Raw genomic sequence first — 20,553 nt, forward strand, 5'->3', positions numbered from 1 at the left:
TTTATGTTTATTTGTCAAACAATTTAGTATTTAAATCAGATGAAGTATCAAACAAAAAAGAAAGCATTGCTATTGTTGGCCGATGGAACTATTTTTTACGGAAAGGCCGTGGGAGATAAAGATGGAACCGCTTATGGGGAAGTATGCTTTAATACCGGTATGACTGGATATCAAGAAATATTTACTGATCCTTCTTATTTTGGACAATTAATGGTTACCACCAATGCACATATTGGTAACTATGGAACTAAAGAGGAAGAAGTGGAATCTGATTCCATAAAAATTGCCGGACTGATCTGCAAAAATTTTAGTTATGATTATTCTCGGGTTGATGCCGATATGAGCCTAAAGGACTTTATGGACAAAAACAATTTGTTTGCCATATCTGATGTGGACACAAGGGCATTGGTTAGTTATATCCGTGATAATGGAGCCATGAATGCAGTGATTTCTACAGATGTAGAAAATTTAGATACCCTAAAGAAAGAATTGGCAAAAGTACCAAGTATGGATGGGTTGGAATTGTCCTCTAAAGTATCAACAAAAGAAGCCTATTTTTACGGTGAGGAAAATGCTACCTATAAAATAGCAGCACTAGATATCGGGATTAAGAAGAACATTTTAAGAAACCTGGCTAAAAGGGATGCGTATATTAAGGTGTTCCCTTACAATGCTACTTATGATGAGATGAGTGCATGGAATCCGGATGCTTTTTTCATATCCAATGGACCTGGAGATCCACAGCCTTTAACAGATGCGATTGCAGCGGCAAGAAAGATGATTGCCTCCAGTAAACCGTTATTTGGCATTTGTTTAGGGCATCAAGTATTGGCACTTGCCAATGGTATCTCCACCTATAAAATGCACAACGGTCACAGGGGGATTAACCATCCAGTAATGAACCTCATGACGGGTAAGGGGGAGATCACTTCCCAAAACCATGGTTTTGCCGTTAGTAGGGAAGAAACAGAAGCTAATTCGGATCTGGAAATAACGCATATACATTTAAATGACAAGACCGTAGCCGGAATGAGGATGAAGGGTAAAAATGTTTTTTCGGTACAATACCATCCTGAAGCAAGTCCCGGACCACATGATGCCGAATATCTTTTTGATGACTTTTTTGAAATGATAAAGAATGCGTCAAACTAAATCGTTATAGTTAATAAATTCCATAAAACACGATGGATATCGCAATATATAGGCAATCAGTGACGGCACTGTTTTGTATATTTGTGAGAAGTAAATAATCAGAAACAAAAAAATTATGAGTATTATAATTAACGTTCATGCAAGACAAATTTTAGATTCTAGGGGTAACCCAACTATAGAAGTAGATGTGCATACAGAGAGTGGTATTTTAGGTAGGGCAGCAGTCCCATCTGGGGCATCCACGGGAGAGCATGAAGCTGTTGAGCTTCGCGATGGAGGTAAAGCATTTATGGGGAAGGGTGTTAGCCAAGCTGTAAAGAATGTAAATACTACCATCTTCGAAGAAATTGTTGGGATGTCTGTATTTGAACAAAATCTTATAGATCAAACAATGATTGATTTGGATGGTACTCCCAATAAATCCAAACTTGGGGCAAATGCCATTTTGGGGGTTTCATTAGCAGTTGCAAAAGCTGCTGCCAACGAATTAGGAATGCCTTTATATAGATATGTTGGCGGAGTAAGTGCCAATACACTTCCAGTTCCAATGATGAATATTATCAATGGGGGTTCGCATTCCGATGCTCCAATTGCATTCCAAGAATTTATGGTAATGCCTGTAAAAGCAAAAGATTTTTCACATGCCATGCAGATGGGGACAGAAATTTTCCATAACCTTAAAAAGGTATTGCACGATAGAGGATTAAGCACTGCAGTAGGAGATGAAGGTGGTTTTGCGCCAAATTTAGCAGGTGGAACTGAAGACGCTTTGGATACTATAGCAAAAGCAGTTGATAAGGCGGGTTACAAATTAGGAGATGATGTAATGATTGCCTTGGACTGTGCTGCAGCAGAATTTTATGTTGACGGAAAATACGATTATACAAAATTTGAAGGAGATAAAGGAGTGGTAAGAACCAGTCATCAGCAAGCAGACTATCTGGCTGAGTTAGCTGCAAATTATCCTATTATTTCCATAGAGGACGGAATGGATGAAAACGACTGGGAGGGTTGGAAATACCTTACCGATAAGATTGGAGATAAAGTACAATTAGTAGGAGATGATCTTTTCGTAACCAATGTGGAACGTTTGTCCAAAGGAATCAAAAACGGCATAGCTAATTCTATCCTAATAAAAGTGAATCAAATAGGTACTTTAACTGAAACTATTGCGGCTGTAAATATGGCTCATAATGCTGGATACACATCAGTAATGTCTCACCGTTCTGGAGAGACTGAGGATAATACAATTGCAGACTTAGCTGTGGCATTGAATACAGGTCAAATAAAAACTGGTTCCGCTTCTAGATCCGATAGAATGGCTAAATACAACCAGTTATTGCGTATTGAGGAAGAATTGGGAAGTGTAGCTTACTACCCTGGCGCAAATGCTTTTAAAATAAAATAAAATAAAATAAAATAAAATTTATATCTTATAGATATAGTAAAGCCCTTCTTGTTGAGAAGGGCTTTTTTTTTGTGTTTTTTCTGAAAATAAAGGGTATATAGAAAAATAAATAATTACCTTTTATGGTTGTAAAATAGTAATGATTATTTTGAATTAAATGAACAATTTTCTTTTTGTAGCGGCCGAGAATGATGGTATAGCCAAATGTAAGGCAGGTGGTATGGGCGATGTGGTTAGAGATGTCCCGAGACAGATTTCCGAAAGGGGGGATAAGGCTCATATTATTGTACCTTCCTATTCCAGACTTCACCAAAATGGAACATTAAGGTCTCTTTTAAATTTCAAACTTAGAGGGGTGACCTACTCGGCGGAATTATATGAGGTGATTCCAAAAAAGGAATTTGCCAATGTCCATCATTATGTTATTCATCATCCTGAAATAGAGGCTGGTGGAATTGCCCATATTTATCATGATGACCCAACGGAACCTTTTTATACAGACTTCATTAAATATGTTATTTTTTGTACTGCGGTCGCCGAGGCTCTTAAAAAGGAGTGTTTTGGTAAATTAGACGTCGTGCACATACACGATTGGCATACTAGCATGTTGTTATTTTTAAGATCGTATCATCCAGGGTATAAATCTTTAAATCAGATGCGTTTCGTTTATAGCATTCATAACTTGGCCATCCAAGGCATTCGCCCTTTTGATGGGAATTATGCCTCTCTCAAAAACTGGTTCCCGGAAATTGATTTGGATTACGAGGGATTAATGGATTATAGATACCAGGACTGCATTAATTTAATGGCTATAGGGATACGTCTGGCCGATGCAGTTCACACGGTTTCCCCTTCTTATAAGGAGGACATACTTTTGCCAAGTTCCCCTCCTGCATTTATAGGTGGAGAAGGGTTAGAAAGAGATTTACAAGTAGCAGATAACGAAGGAAGGTTATTTGGTATTCTTAATGGAAGTAATTATAATAATATTAGGGAGGCAGAAAAAGGAAATCTGTACCGCAATACCATTACCGCTATTTTTCAATGGTTGCAGGAAGAATCTAAAAAATATAAATCTGACTTTTTAGCACATACTGGGGAAAAGATAGTCAGGTTTTTGACTGAACCTCCCACTTTTGTTTGCTCAAGTGTTGCTAGATTAACCGAACAAAAATTTTATTTTTTTAAGCGCTCTCCTGACGTAATAATAGCCATATTAGAAAAGTTGTCCAAGGTAAACGGGATTTTGCTAATTTTGGGAACAGGGGATCCCGGTTATGAAAAACTGTTCCGTGAAATAAGCTACTCCCATAAGAATTTCATTTTCGTAAATGGGCAGTCGGAAGATGTTATAGATTCCATCTATCTGGAGTCCGACCTCTATTTTATGCCCAGTCTTTTTGAACCATGTGGGATAAGCCAAATGCTAGCGATGAGGAATGGGCATCCCTGTTTGGTCCATCACACGGGAGGTTTAAAAGATACAGTGGAACACCTTAAGACAGGATTTAGTTTTGATGGGGTAACCTATGATCAGAAAATGCAGAATATGGTAAGTATTTTTGACCAAGTGTTGGATATTTTCCTGAATGATAAGCCTACCTGGGAAACTATTGAAAAGAATGCCAAGGAAATGAGATTCACCTGGAAAAAATCTGTTGACGAGTATTACAGACTTCTTTATTCCATAAACGCCTAGTTTAGTTTTGAAATAAGGTTCATTATAGTTGGAATTATACCCTAAAATACAAGTATTGTTAATTAAAATACAAAAGAAATTACGGAATTGTTAACCAAAAACGTTTTTCTTAACTTTACGATCACTTAAACAGTAAAAACCAAAAATGTCAGACAAAGCTACTTTAGAATATAAAGGGAAAAAATACGATTTTCCAGTAATTGAGGGTTCAGAAAATGAGCTCGCTATTGATATAAAAACATTACGTTCAGCCACGGGTATGATTACCATAGATCCGGGTTTTAAAAATACAGGTTCTTGTGAAAGTGCCATCACTTTTTTGGATGGTGAAAAAGGTATTTTAAGATATAGAGGATACTCCATTGAGGAGCTGGCTGAAAAGGCCGACTTTTTGGAGGTAGCTTACCTTTTGATATTTGGAGAATTGCCAAACCAAGTTCAGTTGACCAATTTCCATAATGACATTAAAGGGGAGTCGCATGTGGATGAAGAAATGAAAAAGATTTTGGATGGTTTTCCAAAGTCGGCACACCCTATGGGTGTATTATCTTCATTAACCAGTGCTTTGATAGCCTTTAACCCATCGTCTGTAAACGTAACTTCTGAAAAGGAAATGTACTGGGCCATTGTCAGAATACTGGCAAAATTCCCAGTATTAGTGGCTTGGACCTTGCGTAAAAAGAAAGGATTGCCATTAGATTATGGTGACGATAGTCTTGGTTACGTAGAGAACATTCATAAAATGATGTTCAAGAAGCCAAACCAAGAATACAAAAAGAATAAATTGGTAATTGAGGCTTTAGATAAGTTGCTGATTCTTCATGCCGATCACGAACAGAATTGTTCAACGTCTACTGTGCGTATCGTAGGTTCTTCCCATGCGGGGTTGTTCGCTTCCTTGTCAGCTGGTATTTCAGCATTATGGGGGCCTTTGCACGGTGGAGCCAACCAAGCCGTATTGGAAATGTTGGAAGCTATTGAAAAGGATGGTGGAGATACTAAAAAATACATGGCCAAGGCCAAAGACAAAGATGATCCTTTTAGGTTGATGGGCTTTGGACATAGGGTGTATAAAAACTTCGACCCACGTGCAAAAATTATTAAAAAAGCGGCAGATGACGTATTGGGAGATCTAGGAATAGACGACCCTATCTTGGAAATCGCTAAAGGATTGGAAAAAGAAGCGTTGGAAGATCAGTACTTCGTAGATAGAAAATTATATCCGAATGTGGATTTCTATTCTGGAATCATTTATAGAGCTTTGGGGATACCGACAGAAATGTTTACAGTAATGTTCGCCTTAGGTAGACTTCCAGGATGGATTGCCCAATGGAGGGAAATGAGATTAAAAAATGAGCCTATAGGAAGACCTAGACAGGTTTATATAGGTGAAAATGTTAGACCTTTTGTCTTTGTAGAGAAGAGAAAATAAGACTTATTAAAAGCTTAAAATTAAAAACCGCTCCTTTTAATGGGGCGGTTTTTTTTAGAAATATAAGTATTCTATATTTGCTTAAAATTTAACTATGTTACATCTAAATGTTACAGACGAAACTTCTCGATTGCGTTCTGTTATTCTAGGAACTGCAAAGAGTTGTGGTCCCGTTCCTAATCCTGAGGAAGCTTATGATCCAAAATCATTGGAGCATATCTTGGCTGGCACATATCCAAATGAAGAGGATATGGTAAAGGAAATGGAGGCATTTGCTGCGGTTTTTGAAAAGTACGGTGTAAAAGTTTATAGACCGAAAGTATTCAAGGATGTGAACCAAATATTTTCAAGGGATATCACTTTTGTAATAGAAGATAAGTTGATAAAGGCAAATATTCTTCCAGATAGAGAGATTGAAATAGAGGCTATTAAACATGTATTAGATAAAATACCCCAAGAAAATATTATAACGCCTCCAAAGAGTGTTCATATTGAGGGTGGCGATGTAATGCCCTATGGAGATTATATTTTTATTGGTACATATACCAAAGCAGACTATTCAGATTATATTACGGCCCGAACCAATAAGGCTGGTGTAGAATTCATTAAATCCTTATTTCCAAACAAAAAAGTAAAGTCTTTTGAATTGAGGAAGTCCAATACCATAGCCAATGAGAATGCACTTCATTTAGATTGCTGTTTTCAACCGGTAGGTAAGGATAAGGCTATTATTCATAAGAATGGTTTTCTCGTAGAAGAGGAATACCAATGGTTAGTAGATTTTTTTGGAAAGGAAAATGTGTTTGAAATTACGAAGGATGAAATGTACCATATGTTTAGCAATGTCTTTTCCATATCTCCCGATGTTGTAGTGTCTGAGCAAAATTTCACCAGACTAAATAATTGGCTAAGGGAGAAAGGATTTACTGTGGAAGAGATCCCTTATGCGGAAATTTCCAAACAAGAAGGATTATTGAGATGTAGTACTATGCCATTGATTAGGGATTAATTATTTTTGATCTTTGCCTTAGGTATTTTATGAAGGCCATAAGAGAAACCAAGGCCCATATTCCTTCTAGGATTATAAAGGGCACATAATCTAATAAAAAGGAAGCTACGCAGGCTATACCTGCCCCTAGAAGATTTAAAAGGATATAAGAAAGGTCTGTAGGCTTGATGATTTCCCTGAGGTTGAGAAAGTAGCCCAATAATATCAAAAATACACCAATGGCACCGATCCAGTCTGTAGAAGTCATCTTGTGAGTTTTTTAACCTTTAACCATTTAACTTTGCAAGTTAATCAACTAATTTTGTGTTCATCAGTACAGGATAACAATATTATTTAATATAAATAGTACCATCAAGCCATGAAGCAAGCAACAAATACAATTTTAATGATTCGCCCAGTGAACTTTCGGATGAATGAGCAAACTGCGGTAAATAATTATTTCCAAGAGAATTTGGATATGGTGAATCACGACATTAATATCAAAGCCCAGAACGAATTTGATGCTTTTACAAATAAATTGCGGGAGAAAGGGGTAAATGTTGTTGTTGTAGAGGATACCTTGGATCCTGATACCCCAGATTCTATTTTCCCAAATAATTGGGTTTCTTTCCATGAAAATGGGAATGTTGGGATCTACCCCATGTTTGCGGAAAATAGAAGAAATGAGCGCCGAGACGATATCCTTGAAACTCTAGAGGAAAAGGGATTTTTGATAGAGAATATTGTGGATTATACTTCTGCTGAAGCCGAGGAATTATATTTAGAGGGTACAGGAAGTATCATTTTAGACCGGGTACATAAAAAGGCCTATTGTGCCTTATCCGCTCGTGCCGATGAGGAGCTCTTTATTGAATTTTGTGAAGACTTTGAGTATACTCCTGTGGTATTTACGGCCAATCAAACTGTTGCTGGTAAGCGGTTACCTATTTACCATACCAATGTAATGATGTGTGTTGCAGATGCCTTTGCTGTAATTTGTTTGGATACTATAGATGATAAAAAGGAAAAGAAGAATGTTGTTGACCATTTAAAGGAGGATGGAAAGGAAATAATTACCATTACTGAAGCTCAAATGCACCAATTTGCAGGAAATATGTTGCAAGTGCAAGGAATGGGAGGGCAAACTTATTTGGTGATGAGTACAACTGCTTATAATAGTTTAACTCTAGAAAATAAAAAGGCAATAGAAAAACATTGTCCAATAATCCATAGTTCTTTGGAAACGATAGAGACCTGTGGCGGTGGAAGTGCACGCTGTATGATGGCAGAGGTTTTTCTTCCCCAAAAGTAGATTAAACATGTTTTTTTTTAAGCTTCTCTTTTAATTATGAAAGAGAAGCTTTTGTGTCTTTTATAAGTTCTCTTATGAAGATAAAGGTCATGGCCACCATGAAAAAAGCAAATGGCAAGGAGGTGATAATCAATAATTTTTGAACAGCGATCAGCACATCGATTTCTGGTTTGGCATCGCCTAGGAGAATAATAGCCGACGCTCCCAAAAGAATAAAAATAGCCCAAAGTAGACGATGTATTTTACTAGGATTCTTCTTGCCTTTGTCGCTAAACATACTTAATACAAAAACAGCAGAATCTACAGAGGTCACCAAAAAACTAATCAATAGTACTATGGTGGTCACGTTCAAAAAGGTTGCTAATGGATACTGTTCAAAAAAAGTAAAGATAGAGGTGAACACATTTCCAAATTCATTTTGATAGGTTCCCCATGCTTCAATAAGTTGGAACGCTGAACTACCAAAAACAGAGAACCAAAAGAAGGTTCCTAGAGAGGGAATGATAAGTACGCCTAATAACAATTGACGCAAGGTCCTACCCTTGGAGATACGGGCAATAAAAATACCGGTAAAGGGTGCCCAAGCCAACCAAAAAGCCCAGTAATAAAAGGTCCAGTCCGTTAAGAATTCTATACCGGGATTATAGGACCCAATGGCAAGGCTCATCGGAATGAAGTCTATTAAATATTGTAAGGTTGCCATACCAAAAGACCATAAAATATTACTCATATCACTGGTCACAAATATGAAAGCCAGGAGAATTAGGGTAATAAGAATATTCAATTTAGATAAGATTTTAATTCCCTTATTGACGCCCATCCAAACTGAAATAAAAGCAATGCAAGAAATTATAATGACCAAAACTAAGGTGGTAGGAATTCCAAAGTTTGTTTCAAAAATATGGTTTAATCCACCATTGATCTGTGTCGTTCCAAGACCTATGGCAGCAATGAGACCAAATACAGTGGTAATGATGGTCATAACATCTATACCCATTCGGGCTGGTTTATACCTGATGGTGTCTTCTATGGTTGAACTTACCAATACCTTTTTCTTTTTCACGAAAAGGGCATAACCAACAACCATAGCAAATAGCCCATAAAATGCCCAGGCTGTAAAACCCCACTGGTAGAATGTAAATTCTAGTGCTAAAATTTCAGGAGTGTTCTTGGAAATGAAAGGAGCGTTTTGTTGCATATATACTGGTTCCTGCACTGCTCTTAAAAGAATTCCAGCTCCCATACCTGCACTGTAAAGCATAGCAGTCCACGCCCAAAGGGAATGCACTGGTTTTTGATTCTTTTTTCCCAATTTTATTTGACCCAAAGGAGAAAGGGCAATCCCGATCAGTAAAAGAACACACCCGCAACCAAGGTAGAGATAAAAGTATCCAAAATAGTTGCGTACCCAAATAGAGGTGGTTTCTATAGTATTGTAAGATTCCTCAGTAAAACAATAAACGAGAAGAGACAGAAAAAAAATAATCCCAATGGATATGGAAAGAAGAATATTTTTTCTGATGAATTTAAGGATAGCGATAGGGCGGTAGTTTAGGTTTTAGCAATATTTCGTATCATGCCTCCAAATATAAAAAAATGAAAGGGATACATCATAGTAATAGGCCACCTCAAAACTTTAACTACTATTTTTCTATCGTATTAAGGGTGTGTTTAATGTAGTCATTGTAGTGGTTATGAATCCTCTTTCATCTATACCAGTAAGAAGTAATCTATATAATTGATGGTCTTCGGGAATTTTAAGGGCAATTTTAGATCCCTTTCCTACATCCTTAATCGCAAGATAATTACCATATTGATCACATTTCACCAATGACCATTCAAAGTCTATTAAGTTTGTTGTTAAGTCGCTACTCCATTCGTTAAATTCATTACGTGCAATGGCATGATAGTTTAGGATATTTCCCTCGTAAATTGGTCTAGCTGGTTTTAGAATTCTGATATTTGTTGGTTTTATTTGCACATTTGATTTTCGTAAGGTGTTTAATAGGTCAAAATAGTCTTTTTTGTACCTGCCTTTTCTATCTATTATTCCATTAAATGTTAACTTGTTACTTTCGTGTTTATCCTGCCATGCTGTGATAAAAAATGAAATATTGGAAGTATAGATATATGGATCTATTAGACAATCCACATTAATTTCACTAAATACAAATTGAGTATTCGTATTTTTCAAATAGGTCAGTATTGGCTCTAATTGTTCCTTTTTTTTTACAACCAATCCTAAAGCATCTATTCCAGGAACATTTTCCATTAACATCTTAGAATGATAAATTGATTGTTGGTTTACCTCAAGGTCAACGATTAATGGTCTATTTGAATCTATTTCTTTTAGCTCCTTTACTAGGTTCTTCAACCAGACTATGTAGGCTCGTTTTTGAAAAAGCAGGTCGGGTTTATGATGAAAATCTTGTTGATTGTATTGCACATCATTTTGAATACTCCAGGAGGATATATTGCTTTGGAGTTTCCATTTATCAATTTGGTCAATAATTGACTTTTTTAATTCTATGGTTTTTAAAGTATCCTTTACAAAGTCTATATCGCTAGGAATCCAAAAACTATAAGAGATAGTAATATCGAATTCTTTAGCAATAGTTAGTACATTTTGGTCGTATATAGAGTTGCCTTCATATTTAATGGTGTTAATCCCCAGGCGCTTTAGCCTTTTAAAATCAATTAGTAGGTTTTTTCGACTTAGAACATGGTAATCCTTTCGCCAGTCATGTGCCTTCTTAAGATTTACTCCTTTTATTTTTTTTAGTTTATTGATTTCATGAGGTAGGGTTACATCATTTTTTAACTCTGGAAATGGGTTTAAAACATACTCAGGTATTTCCTTTTCCTTAAATGAACTTTTAATAACTTGATTTTCTGTAATGCTCCAGTCCATTAAGTTGTTTTTTTGTAATCCTTCAGGCCAATTATCATCAACCTTACTATTGAAATAGATTACAGATTTTATTTCAGAAAAATTATTTTCAATGGAATAAAATGCCTTATTGAACCATTCGTGTTGTTTTTGGTCATCCTTTAAAGTGCCAAATTCTGAAATTATTACTGGGGTGGATGGTAGCTTTTGAATTTCATAATGGAAAGGCTCATATAGTTTTTTGAATGTAAGATTTTTTCCATCTTGGTTTAGTCTTCCATAATTCAAAATATTTATACCAATCCAATCGACATAATCTTTACCAGGATAGAAAGCCCTTATATTTTTCGATTTCCATGGATTCCAAATCCATATAACATTGCGTGCGCCAGTTTTCTTAAAAATCTCGTAAGTATGTATCCAAGCTTTTTTGAATTTATCTGGGGCACTATCATCATTTATGCACCAAGGGTAAAATGGATTGTCAAACTCATGGGCAAATCTCAGAAAAATAGGTCTCTCCAGATTTTTCATTTTTTCTGCAAATCTGTTTATATAACTATCAAAATAACCTTCTGTTATCAGTTCATATACATGTTTGTTGTTTTGAGGTTCGAGTTCAAAAGAATTTGTCCATGGTTCCCAAGTTATCATTGGGATCGATTTTTGAAGGTAAATAGAGTCTAATAATGGGCCTGGGAAGTTAGACTCTATGTTCTTATTCCAAGCAATATATAGCGATATAATATCAAAATTATCACCTATCTGAGAAGAGGTCTCATTTACGTTTTGGAGATTGGTAATTCCATTATCAATCTTAGGTGCAAAAATTCCTATATAATTGACTTTGTTTTTGATTTGAGGCTCCCCTTGTACACCTTCCCATTTTACATATTCACCATAATATTGTAAAACTCCGCATAATATTAATATACCAAAGCACACAGGAAGAGCAATCTTGGGCCAGAATTCAAATACTTTGCTTTTTAATAAATTTAAATAAGTTAATTTTTCCTTTTTAAAATTTAGACTGAACTCGACATTTTTTTGTTTTTGATACGCAAAAACGAAGGTGTAGGACATAAAGGCTACATTTAATAAAGCAAAACCAGACATAAAAAGCGAGAAAGGTGTGAAATCAATGGAAAGGCCATATATTACGGCTATTATGGAAACAAGCCCTAAGGTTATGTTTGGTAGTAAAATTATCCAACTGGTAAGCTCTTTGTCTTCTTTAGGTGTTGGTAAATAGGGAACTTTTTTGCGAATTATGGTATAAATGAAACCTATGATAAAAACCCACCAAGTACACGTTTGAAGTAACCCACCAATGATATGTATGCCACGTTCACTTTTGTCCATAACCCATTTCTGGACATAAAATCTTACTCCAATAATACAAATGATTATTGGGAAGAAAAGTAGGCCAAAATTTAAAACGTTCCCTTTCCATGGGGTAGAGGCTGTAAAAAGGGAAATTATGGGGATTAAAAAGCTCAAAAGATAGATAACTCCTGAAAAATAGTGGAATGGTAATATTCCATAATGTATTTTTTGTCTCCAAGAGAATTTTTTGAATAGTTTAGGGTATACTGTAACCAATAATTCTAGGGTTCCTCTTGACCATTTGAGTTGTTGTTTGTAATAGGATGTTAGAGACGCCGGAGCAAGTCCTTTTGTATAAATATTTGGAACATATATAGATTTCCAACCTTTTGCATGAAGTTGCATGGCTGTATGCATGTCTTCAGATAACCCTGGGGCATGACCACCTATGGAATCAAGTGCTTTGCGCCTAAAAACGCAATTGGCCCCAATCGCATTTACTGTTCCATAGGAATTCATGGTCATCATTACCGGCCCATAAAAATGGAAAGTTTGTTCAGCGGCACCTTTTGCTACCTCTGATTCCTCTATATTGTAATAGGCTTGCACGGTTTGGACAAATCCAACTTCATCATCTTCAAAATAGGGTATTATATCATCCAAAAAATTGTCCATTGGAATATGGTCTGGGTCTAGAATAAGGCAAATATCTCCTGTGGCTTGAATAAGGGCATTATTTATATTCCCAGCTTTGGCATTAATTCTATTATTTCTAGTTACGTGTACGATACCATTTTGCTCACAAAACTCCTTTAAATAAGAATCGTTGGCTTCATCGCATAAATAGGCCGTATTAGGATATTTTATTCTTTTGATTGCAAGAAGTGTGTCTTGAATCATGTCATAGGGTTCACCTGGGAAGTAAGTTGTTAAAATATCAACTTTAAAATTTCTGGTAAGCTTAGGTCTTACGGGAATTGATATATCCCAATAGTGATACCATATATATACTATTCTTAAAGTGTCAAATGCCAGAGGGCACATTAACAACCAGAAAAGAAAATGATCCTCAATTAATTCTGGGTTTAAAAACCAATAAAAAAAATTAATAATACTAATTAATCCTATTAGAATGAGAATTCTTAGTACTAGTTTGTTCTTTTTATTTGGAGGCTTCATATGGCTTACTTTTGTCATTTAAAACGTAAAAAGGAATGTTTGTTGTGGCGTAGTACCCATCTTGGTCATATATATAGGCAAAAATTCTATAAGGACCTTCTTTAGTGGGTGTAACAAATAGTGTTTTATGTTTCGCGAAATCCTCAAATCTGGTTATTACTTTTTTTGGTTTTATTTCCATATCCCCATAACCCCATCTTCTATAATTCCATGCTTCTGGATAGATTTCCCACTTTATATTCAAGCTGTCTTTTTTAGGTGTACTGAACACAATTTCAGCTATTTTTTTTTCAGATGGAGAAAAAACAATATTTTTCAAGGAACTTTGATTGTCAACAAGCATGTAATCCAAGTCAATTTTATTCCGGTTGTAATTTGATGCCGTCCAAATCGATTCTAGTTCAGGAATAATCTCAGATTTAGAATTATTATCTCCAAATAAACTAAACCAAGTATGTGTGCTTTCTTGTTTTTGTCCCCAAAAAAAAACCAATGATCCTAGACATCCTTTTTGGATATTATTTGAGATATTTTTGTATCTTATTGTAAGCTGTTCTATTTTTTTTGTGCTAGTAGGTTCTATTGGGGCGTCCCAAGAGGTGAAGGTGTGTTCCCACGGGCCATCATTTCCCCATTCACTAAGATAATAGGGTTTAGATCCTGTGAAATATGAAAGGTTGGATATTTCAGAGGTTAAATTTTTTATGTTTCCGAAAATATTATAGGATACCAAATCTATCTTAGGAGAGTGATAATAAATACTTAAGGTTTGTTTTTTACTACTGGAAGGAATTGCAGTACCAACGGGGTGATTAGGATCTAACTGATGAATAATTTCGATTATTTCATTGAAATTGCGCATAAATGAATTTTCCCAGAAAACAAAAGGATATCCAATTTCATTGCCAAGATTCCACATTAAAAGAGCGGGATGGTTTTTATGTTCCGTAATAAGGGATTTGATTTTCTGTTTTAATAATTTATTGTGATTCTCATCTTCGTATGCATTATAATTTTTGTTATACCCGGGGATAGGAATATCAACAATCACGGCCAAACCATTTTTTTGAGCTTCATTGAGATAGTTCGCCAAGTTAATTGTATCGTATAGACGGATCGTGTTGCCACCAATATCGGCCAGTTCCTTCAAATGGGAATTTCCAGATGCACCTTGAATAACAAAAAGATTTTTATTTCTAATGAGTTGAAAACCATGGTCTGTCCTATCTATATAAACAGTTTTGGTTTTATCTATAATTTTTTCCTTTCTAAGACGTATTAGGATAAAAAAGATTCCCAATATGCTTGTAACAATACCTATAAGGAAAAAGATGAGTAATCGTTTAAGCATTTTCAACCAAATAATTAGTTTGGGGATCTAAATTAGTAGATATTATTTAATATCTTAGTTGAATTGAGTTACAAGTAGTAAATATACGACAACAAACATCTTTTCTCTATATTACATCAAATTATTACGGTTGTACTTTAGCAATATTTCGGATCATGCCTCCAAATATAAAAAAATGAAAGGGTACAATACTGTACCAATACAAACGCCCTTTTAGTCCTCTGGGTCTAAACGTAGCCGTCTGATGCAATATATTTTGATCATCAATTCTAAATTCTAACCAAGCCTCCCCGGGTAATTTCATTTCTGCAAATAGCAATAAACGCTTATTTTTCTTATCGGCCAAAAGAACTCTCCAAAAGTCTAGGGAATCCCCTGCATAAATCCTATCTGGATGGGTGCGACCCCTTCTTAAGCCAACGCCTCCAGTAAACTTATCTAATATGCCCCTGATTTTCCATAACCAATTGGCATAATACCATCCCGTTTCACCCCCAATTTTCCAAATATTTTCAAGTACCTTTTCGGGATTGTCAACCTTTAAATGTTGTTCATCCTTAAGCACTCCAAATTTTGGGACCTGAATGTATTTTTTTAAATTCTTGTTCATTCGGCCACTGACCATGCTATCTTTCCAACTACTGATGACCAAGTTTTGTTCTATTTTAACAAATGCCATTTGTATGGCCTCCGTATAGGAATGGGGGGTTAGACCTAATAATTGTTGTATGCGATCATCCTTTGCTACAACTTCCATTTTCATGCTATCTACTAAATTCATGGCTAACTTATAGGAGGTAGAGGTGACAAAATACAGCCAATAGGAAGATAGTTTAGGTGTCATTACAGGAACAGTATAGATAGCAATTTTTATTCCTCTAACTTTGGCGTATTGTTCTAACATGGACTTATAGGTGAGCACTTCGGGACCTCCAATATCAAAGGAGTCATTATAGGTCTTCTTATTTCCCAATACACCCGTCAAAAAGTGAATGACATCCCTGATAGCTATAGGTTGCGTTTTGGTTAACACCCATTTTGGTGTAATCATTATCGGAAGCTTTTCACAAAGATCTCTAATGATCTCAAAGGAAGAACTCCCAGATCCAACAATGATACCCGCCCTAAGAACTGTAAGGTTGTAACCTCCCTTATACAAAATATCTTCTACGTTTTTTCTGGAGCGCAAATGTTTAGAAAGATCTTTATCATTAACGATACCACTCAGATAAATAACCTGCTCCACTTTGGTGTCATTCATATACCGATTGAAATTTTTGGCTGATATAGCCTCTTTTTCATCAAAGTCAGTGGTTGATGAACTCATGGAATGGATAAGATAATATGCCACGTCTATATCGGCTGGTATCACATCTGGTGTGTATTTGTCCAAAAAGTCAACCTCCACAACACTTATCTTTGATAGTGTTTCAGCATCTATGGATAATCTCTTTTGATCGCGTACGGCACAGACCACTTCATGGCCTTGATCCAAGAGTTGTGGTAACAACCTCATCCCTATATATCCATTGGCACCTGTAAGTAAAATCTTCATATCATAACATTATTAATGTAGACCTTCATTAATGTTTTTATTTCTTAAATTCTGGCAGCATTAAGCATCTAGAGATCTTCAATAGAGGTGGGGGCATTGTCTACTTTATAGTCTAACATTTTCCGAAAGTATTTTTGAATGGCCTTGGTATCCGATCGAACTTTGATAAAATGGTGGTCCCTGTAGATCGAATATACCGCGAAATCACCCTTATAAATAGTGAGTTTATAATAGGGGATGACCAACGCAAAGGTTTCTAACAAAGAACGGAATCTTAAAATTATTCCCTTTGGCCTCATTTCTATATTGCAACTGTCTAAATTGTTGTCCAATAGTAATAAGTCTCTAATTCCGGAACTAGATGCTGTGATAAATAATTTTGGGGATCCAATTCCATTTAAATTGAATCGCTCTTTTAGTGTAAAAGGCTTTCCGACTTCTTCATCTACTTTTCTCGTGATTTCTTTATTGTTATAGGATACGTTTACGAGCATGTTAATTTTAGCAATTTTTTAATTTAAAAGTACTTTTCATAGTTACTTCTAAAGTTAAGTAAATCTTCAATTATAAAGGCTGGGTTAGTGATATAATCAGTGGAAAAGAATAAAAATGCGTAGTTTTGCAGCTTTAAACACCAAGATGTAATGAACATTCAAGAAGTCTTAACCCTAAAGGTAAAAGAAGTAATTAATTCCATTTATAAAGTTGATTTACCTGAGGTAGAATTTCAACCTACAAGGAAGGATTTTGCAGGGGATATTACTGTTGTGATTTTCCCTATGTTGCGCTTTATAAAGGGAAATCCGATTCAAATAGGGGAGCAGATCGGCCAGTTTTTAAAGGGCGATGTTGAAGAAGTACAAGATTTTAATGTGGTAAAGGGTTTTTTGAATATCACCATTGGAGATAGGTATTATCTTAATTTCTTTAATGACATTAAGGATGATACCCAATTTGGTTATGCTGACCAAAAAGATTCGGACGCGGTTATGGTGGAATATTCCTCTCCAAATACCAACAAACCTCTCCATCTTGGTCATATAAGGAACAACTTATTGGGGTATTCTGTTGCCGAAATAATTAAGGCATCAGGTAAAAAAGTATACAAAACGCAAATCATTAATGATAGGGGCATACATATTTGTAAAAGCATGTTGGCCTGGCAACGTTTTGGTAATGGGGAAACACCGGAAAGTTCCCAATTAAAAGGGGATAAATTGGTAGGGAACTACTATGTTGCCTTTAATAGAGCCTATAAAGAAGAAATTGCAGCGATGGTCGCTGAAGGAGTTGATCCTAAAGTAGCAGAAAAGGAAGCCCCAATACTTTTGGATGCTCAGGAAATGCTTCGAAAATGGGAATCTGGGGACGCGGAGATTGTACATCTCTGGAAAACCATGAACCAGTGGGTTTATAAAGGTTTTGAGGTTACTTATAACAATCTTGGAGTAGATTTTGATCAATATTACTATGAAAGTGATACCTATTTATTAGGGAAGGATGTGGTTGATGAAGGGCTAAAAAAAGGGGTTTTTTATAGAAAAGAAGATAGCAGTGTTTGGATAGATCTTACTGATGAAGGTTTGGATGAAAAAATAGTTTTACGTTCAGACGGCACTGCCGTGTATATGACACAAGATATAGGAACAGCCATTCAACGGGTAAAGGACAACCCAGATGTAAAAGGGATGGTCTATACAGTAGGGAATGAGCAGGATTATCATTTTAAAGTGCTTTTTCTTATTCTGAAGAAATTGGGGTTTGATTGGGCCGAAAATCTATTCCACTTAAGCTATGGTATGGTTGACTTGCCTAGTGGTAAAATGAAGAGTAGGGAAGGAACGGTTGTGGATGCAGATGATCTAATGCAGGATATGACTAGAACTGCCGCAGAGATTTCTAAAGAGTTGGGGAAATTGGAAGATTATTCCGAAGTGGAAAAACAAGAACTTTATAAAGTAATTGGCTTAGGAGCATTAAAATATTACATTTTAAAGGTTGATCCTAAAAAACGCATACTTTTCAATCCAGAGGAATCGGTAGATTTTCAAGGAAATACTGGTCCTTTTATTCAATACACCTATGCAAGGATTCAATCCATTCTAAGAAAGGCAGTGGATACAAACGTGTCCTTATCAGGAACGCAGGGAACTTTAGAAATAGAACTCCATGAAAAGGAGAAAGAATTGTTAAAGCAATTGCAGTTATTTCCGGATACAATTCAATTGGCTGCCACTAATTTTAGTCCGGCCTTAATAGCGAATTATACGTACGATCTGGTAAAAGAATTTAATTCGTTTTATCAGAATGTTTCAATTTTAGGTGAAGAAGATGAACTAAAAAAAATGCTTCGCGTGCAATTGGCCAAGAAAGTTGGGGATGTAATTCAATCGGCATTTAAACTATTGGGAATTGAAGTTCCCGAAAGAATGTAGATTGTAAGATAATTAAAAATAAAAAAGACCGCTTATAGCGGTCTTTTTTTTTGTTCGCTAAAACAAATTATTAAGCCTCAGATGATTTTGATACTGCCAAGCTGTAAACAACTAGACCAAAACCAATTTTGTTGATAGCATCACCTATGTTGTAAATAACATCTAGGTTTAGACCACCAAAGATTCCATCATACCATCCTGGAGTACCAGCCATGTATCCGATTGGATAAATTGCCCAACCTACTAATACAAACCAGCATAGTGTTTTGTGTGCTTTTAATACGGCACCACCTGCTGCTTCTGCCAATTTCTTTGCTTGACCCAACCAGATGTCGTAGACAATTGCGAAATATGCGATTCCTGATATTAGACCCCAAATCTGAGCTTGGTCTCTATATACAGCTTCACCTAGGTATCCTGTAACCAACATTACAACGGATAAAAAGATTAATCTCCACATTAGTGATTTTTTAGCTCCTGCTACTTTAAGTATCAAGAAGAATTCCACACACATTAATGGCACCGTCAATACCCAGTCCACATAGCGAAAGAAGGTGGGGGACTCCTCAAAAGCAGCCCAGTAGTCTCGCATGTACCAATAATGTACAGCAGCAATAAAAGTAATTAATCCTGAAACCAGGAGTGAGGTCCTCCATTTTTTGTCGAAACTGCTCATAGACAGAAAGAAAAAGGCTGATGCAGCCATCATTGCCATACATCCTACAAAAAATGTAAATCCTACGTAATCATCTGGTGCCAACTTGGCCACCAGAGGAAGTGATGCTAAAAAGTTTTCCATAATTAAAATCGTTATTTAGATTTGTTGAATTAATTAGCCATAAATTTAAACAAAATAGTTTTAATTATTTGTTATATTTTTGTGAAAAATGAAAAAAGAAGGTACTATATTTAAGAATTTGGATGGTTTTGTGCTGGTAACCACTTTTTTTTTCCTTTGGTTCGCCATAAGTTTTGGTGATAGTGTTGAGGATATAGTGGCTTATTTTTTGATCTTAACTTTTGGTATTCTTCACGGAGCCAATGATTTAAAACTGATACAGACATCAAATTCGAATGCCAAAAAGAAGTCTAGTTTTTTGAAGGTTTCGTCCTATTATGTATTTTTCATTTTAATATGTGCCTCATTATTTTATTTTCTACCAAGTTTGGCGCTTCTTACTTTTGTTCTTTTTAGTGGATATCATTTTGGGGAACAACATTGGAGTTCTAAATTTAAAAGGCGGTCTAAAGCAACTTTATGGTTTTATTCTAGTTATGGACTTATAGTTCTATCCTTATTATTTGTCTCTCACACAATTGAGGTCAACACAGTTATTGAAAACATTACTGGCCATTACATAGAGCCAAATTTTTTTTCCTATTTACTGTTTTTTAATATAGGTTTATTTGCGATTTTATACTTGCTGCTCAAAAAAAATAGGAGTCTGGAAAGTAATTGGATCAGAGAAATTTTTTATTTGGTCGTATTCTTAGTGGTGTTTAAGACAGCATCATTACTGTGGTCTTTTGCTATATATTTTATTTTATGGCATTCTTTACCCTCCTTGGTTGATCAGATTAAATTTTTATACGGTGGTATTACTAGGAAAAACATCATCTTGTATTTAAAAACTTCCCTTATATATTGGGCCATTTCTGTAATCGGGCTTTTAGTATTGTTTCTTTTTTTTGGGAGGGATAGCAATACCTTTATAGCATTCTTCTTTTCGTTTCTAGCGGCTATAACCTTTCCTCATGTTTTGGTAATGACAAGACTTAATAAATAATTTTATATGTGCTGAAACCGCGTCTATTTAAACCCTCCA

Annotated in this window: 15 protein-coding genes; 8 read left to right on the forward strand and 7 right to left on the reverse strand. The window is 35.6% G+C overall.

Annotated elements, in window-relative coordinates; translation table 11 throughout:
• Positions 1 to 39 precede the first annotated feature (39 nt).
• The 5 genes from carA (at position 40) to ABXZ36_RS04175 (ending at position 6,700) form a co-directional block, all read left to right on the forward strand.
• Positions 40 to 1,152: a glutamine-hydrolyzing carbamoyl-phosphate synthase small subunit gene (gene carA, locus ABXZ36_RS04155; RefSeq protein ID WP_354614220.1), complete on the forward strand. Its 1,113-nt coding sequence runs from the start codon at positions 40 to 42 to the stop codon at positions 1,150 to 1,152.
• Between the two features lie 115 nt (positions 1,153 to 1,267).
• Positions 1,268 to 2,560 carry a phosphopyruvate hydratase gene (eno, locus tag ABXZ36_RS04160; protein WP_354614222.1) on the forward strand — a complete coding sequence of 431 codons (1,293 nt, stop codon included), beginning with the start codon at positions 1,268 to 1,270 and terminating at the stop codon, positions 2,558 to 2,560.
• 157 nt (positions 2,561 to 2,717) lie between these two features.
• Positions 2,718 to 4,259 (forward strand): glycogen synthase, encoded by a 1,542-nt coding sequence (locus ABXZ36_RS04165; RefSeq protein WP_354614223.1) that lies wholly within the window; start codon positions 2,718 to 2,720, stop codon positions 4,257 to 4,259.
• 145 nt (positions 4,260 to 4,404) lie between these two features.
• Positions 4,405 to 5,691 (forward strand): citrate synthase, encoded by a 1,287-nt coding sequence (locus tag ABXZ36_RS04170; RefSeq protein ID WP_354614224.1) that lies wholly within the window; start codon positions 4,405 to 4,407, stop codon positions 5,689 to 5,691.
• 94 nt (positions 5,692 to 5,785) lie between these two features.
• Positions 5,786 to 6,700, forward strand: coding sequence for a dimethylarginine dimethylaminohydrolase family protein (locus ABXZ36_RS04175; protein ID WP_354614225.1), 915 nt, complete (start codon positions 5,786 to 5,788; stop codon positions 6,698 to 6,700).
• Here the strand turns inward: ABXZ36_RS04175 and ABXZ36_RS04180 are convergent.
• Positions 6,690 to 6,947 carry a CBU_0592 family membrane protein gene (locus ABXZ36_RS04180; RefSeq protein WP_354614226.1) on the reverse strand — a complete coding sequence of 86 codons (258 nt, stop codon included), beginning with the start codon at positions 6,945 to 6,947 and terminating at the stop codon, positions 6,690 to 6,692. The two genes, ABXZ36_RS04175 and ABXZ36_RS04180, sit on opposite strands and share 11 nt — an antisense overlap.
• A gap of 111 nt (positions 6,948 to 7,058) precedes the next feature.
• Here ABXZ36_RS04180 and ctlX point away from each other — a divergent pair, with 111 nt between their 5' ends.
• Positions 7,059 to 7,991, forward strand: coding sequence for a citrulline utilization hydrolase CtlX (gene ctlX / locus ABXZ36_RS04185; protein ID WP_354614227.1), 933 nt, complete (start codon positions 7,059 to 7,061; stop codon positions 7,989 to 7,991).
• Between the two features lie 34 nt (positions 7,992 to 8,025).
• Here the strand turns inward: ctlX and ABXZ36_RS04190 are convergent, their stop codons facing one another.
• The 5 genes from ABXZ36_RS04190 to ABXZ36_RS04210 all read right to left on the reverse strand — a co-directional run bounded on the left by ABXZ36_RS04190 (position 8,026) and on the right by ABXZ36_RS04210 (position 16,786).
• The gene (locus tag ABXZ36_RS04190; protein ID WP_354614709.1) at positions 8,026 to 9,531 is read right to left on the reverse strand and encodes a BCCT family transporter; all 1,506 of its coding nucleotides are present in this window, start codon (positions 9,529 to 9,531) and stop codon (positions 8,026 to 8,028) included.
• Positions 9,532 to 9,642: 111 nt separating this feature from the next.
• On the reverse strand, positions 9,643 to 13,107 hold the full coding sequence (locus tag ABXZ36_RS04195) for a glycosyltransferase (RefSeq protein WP_354614228.1): 3,465 nt from the start codon (positions 13,105 to 13,107) through the stop codon (positions 9,643 to 9,645).
• Positions 13,108 to 13,369: 262 nt separating this feature from the next.
• A complete protein-coding gene (locus ABXZ36_RS04200) occupies positions 13,370 to 14,737 on the reverse strand; it encodes a glycoside hydrolase family 2 TIM barrel-domain containing protein (RefSeq protein WP_354614229.1) in 1,368 nt (455 codons plus the stop codon).
• A 124-nt stretch (positions 14,738 to 14,861) separates the two neighbouring features.
• Positions 14,862 to 16,292 carry an SDR family oxidoreductase gene (locus tag ABXZ36_RS04205; RefSeq protein ID WP_354614230.1) on the reverse strand — a complete coding sequence of 477 codons (1,431 nt, stop codon included), beginning with the start codon at positions 16,290 to 16,292 and terminating at the stop codon, positions 14,862 to 14,864.
• 68 nt (positions 16,293 to 16,360) lie between these two features.
• Positions 16,361 to 16,786, reverse strand: coding sequence for a hypothetical protein (locus tag ABXZ36_RS04210; protein ID WP_354614231.1), 426 nt, complete (start codon positions 16,784 to 16,786; stop codon positions 16,361 to 16,363).
• Positions 16,787 to 16,936: 150 nt separating this feature from the next.
• Between ABXZ36_RS04210 and argS the strand changes: the two genes are divergently transcribed.
• On the forward strand, positions 16,937 to 18,727 hold the full coding sequence (gene argS / locus ABXZ36_RS04215; RefSeq protein ID WP_354614232.1) for an arginine--tRNA ligase: 1,791 nt from the start codon (positions 16,937 to 16,939) through the stop codon (positions 18,725 to 18,727).
• Positions 18,728 to 18,797: 70 nt separating this feature from the next.
• Here argS and ABXZ36_RS04220 read toward each other — a convergent pair whose 3' ends face one another.
• Positions 18,798 to 19,526 (reverse strand): bacteriorhodopsin-like, encoded by a 729-nt coding sequence (locus tag ABXZ36_RS04220; RefSeq protein WP_354614233.1) that lies wholly within the window; start codon positions 19,524 to 19,526, stop codon positions 18,798 to 18,800.
• Between the two features lie 88 nt (positions 19,527 to 19,614).
• Between ABXZ36_RS04220 and ABXZ36_RS04225 the strand changes: the two genes are divergently transcribed.
• Positions 19,615 to 20,514 (forward strand): Brp/Blh family beta-carotene 15,15'-dioxygenase, encoded by a 900-nt coding sequence (locus ABXZ36_RS04225; RefSeq protein WP_354614234.1) that lies wholly within the window; start codon positions 19,615 to 19,617, stop codon positions 20,512 to 20,514.
• The last annotated feature ends 39 nt before the right edge of the window (positions 20,515 to 20,553 follow it).

Origin of the sequence: Sediminicola arcticus, assembly GCF_040566695.1 — a bacterium.
Taxonomy (GTDB): Bacteria; Bacteroidota; Bacteroidia; order Flavobacteriales; family Flavobacteriaceae; genus Sediminicola; species Sediminicola arcticus.

Coding starts and splice junctions, on each gene's coding strand:
- ABXZ36_RS04165 (WP_354614223.1), top strand. CDS start 2,718: ATGAACAATTTTCTTTTTGTAGCGGCCGAGAATGATGGTATAGCCAAA.
- eno (WP_354614222.1), top strand. CDS start 1,268: ATGAGTATTATAATTAACGTTCATGCAAGACAAATTTTAGATTCTAGG.
- argS (WP_354614232.1), top strand. CDS start 16,937: ATGAACATTCAAGAAGTCTTAACCCTAAAGGTAAAAGAAGTAATTAAT.
- ABXZ36_RS04205 (WP_354614230.1), bottom strand. CDS start 16,292: ATGAAGATTTTACTTACAGGTGCCAATGGATATATAGGGATGAGGTTG.
- ABXZ36_RS04225 (WP_354614234.1), top strand. CDS start 19,615: ATGAAAAAAGAAGGTACTATATTTAAGAATTTGGATGGTTTTGTGCTG.
- ABXZ36_RS04175 (WP_354614225.1), top strand. CDS start 5,786: ATGTTACATCTAAATGTTACAGACGAAACTTCTCGATTGCGTTCTGTT.
- ABXZ36_RS04220 (WP_354614233.1), bottom strand. CDS start 19,526: ATGGAAAACTTTTTAGCATCACTTCCTCTGGTGGCCAAGTTGGCACCA.
- ABXZ36_RS04210 (WP_354614231.1), bottom strand. CDS start 16,786: ATGCTCGTAAACGTATCCTATAACAATAAAGAAATCACGAGAAAAGTA.
- ctlX (WP_354614227.1), top strand. CDS start 7,059: ATGAAGCAAGCAACAAATACAATTTTAATGATTCGCCCAGTGAACTTT.
- ABXZ36_RS04170 (WP_354614224.1), top strand. CDS start 4,405: ATGTCAGACAAAGCTACTTTAGAATATAAAGGGAAAAAATACGATTTT.
- ABXZ36_RS04180 (WP_354614226.1), bottom strand. CDS start 6,947: ATGACTTCTACAGACTGGATCGGTGCCATTGGTGTATTTTTGATATTA.
- ABXZ36_RS04195 (WP_354614228.1), bottom strand. CDS start 13,107: ATGATTCAAGACACACTTCTTGCAATCAAAAGAATAAAATATCCTAAT.
- ABXZ36_RS04200 (WP_354614229.1), bottom strand. CDS start 14,737: ATGCTTAAACGATTACTCATCTTTTTCCTTATAGGTATTGTTACAAGC.
- carA (WP_354614220.1), top strand. CDS start 40: ATGAAGTATCAAACAAAAAAGAAAGCATTGCTATTGTTGGCCGATGGA.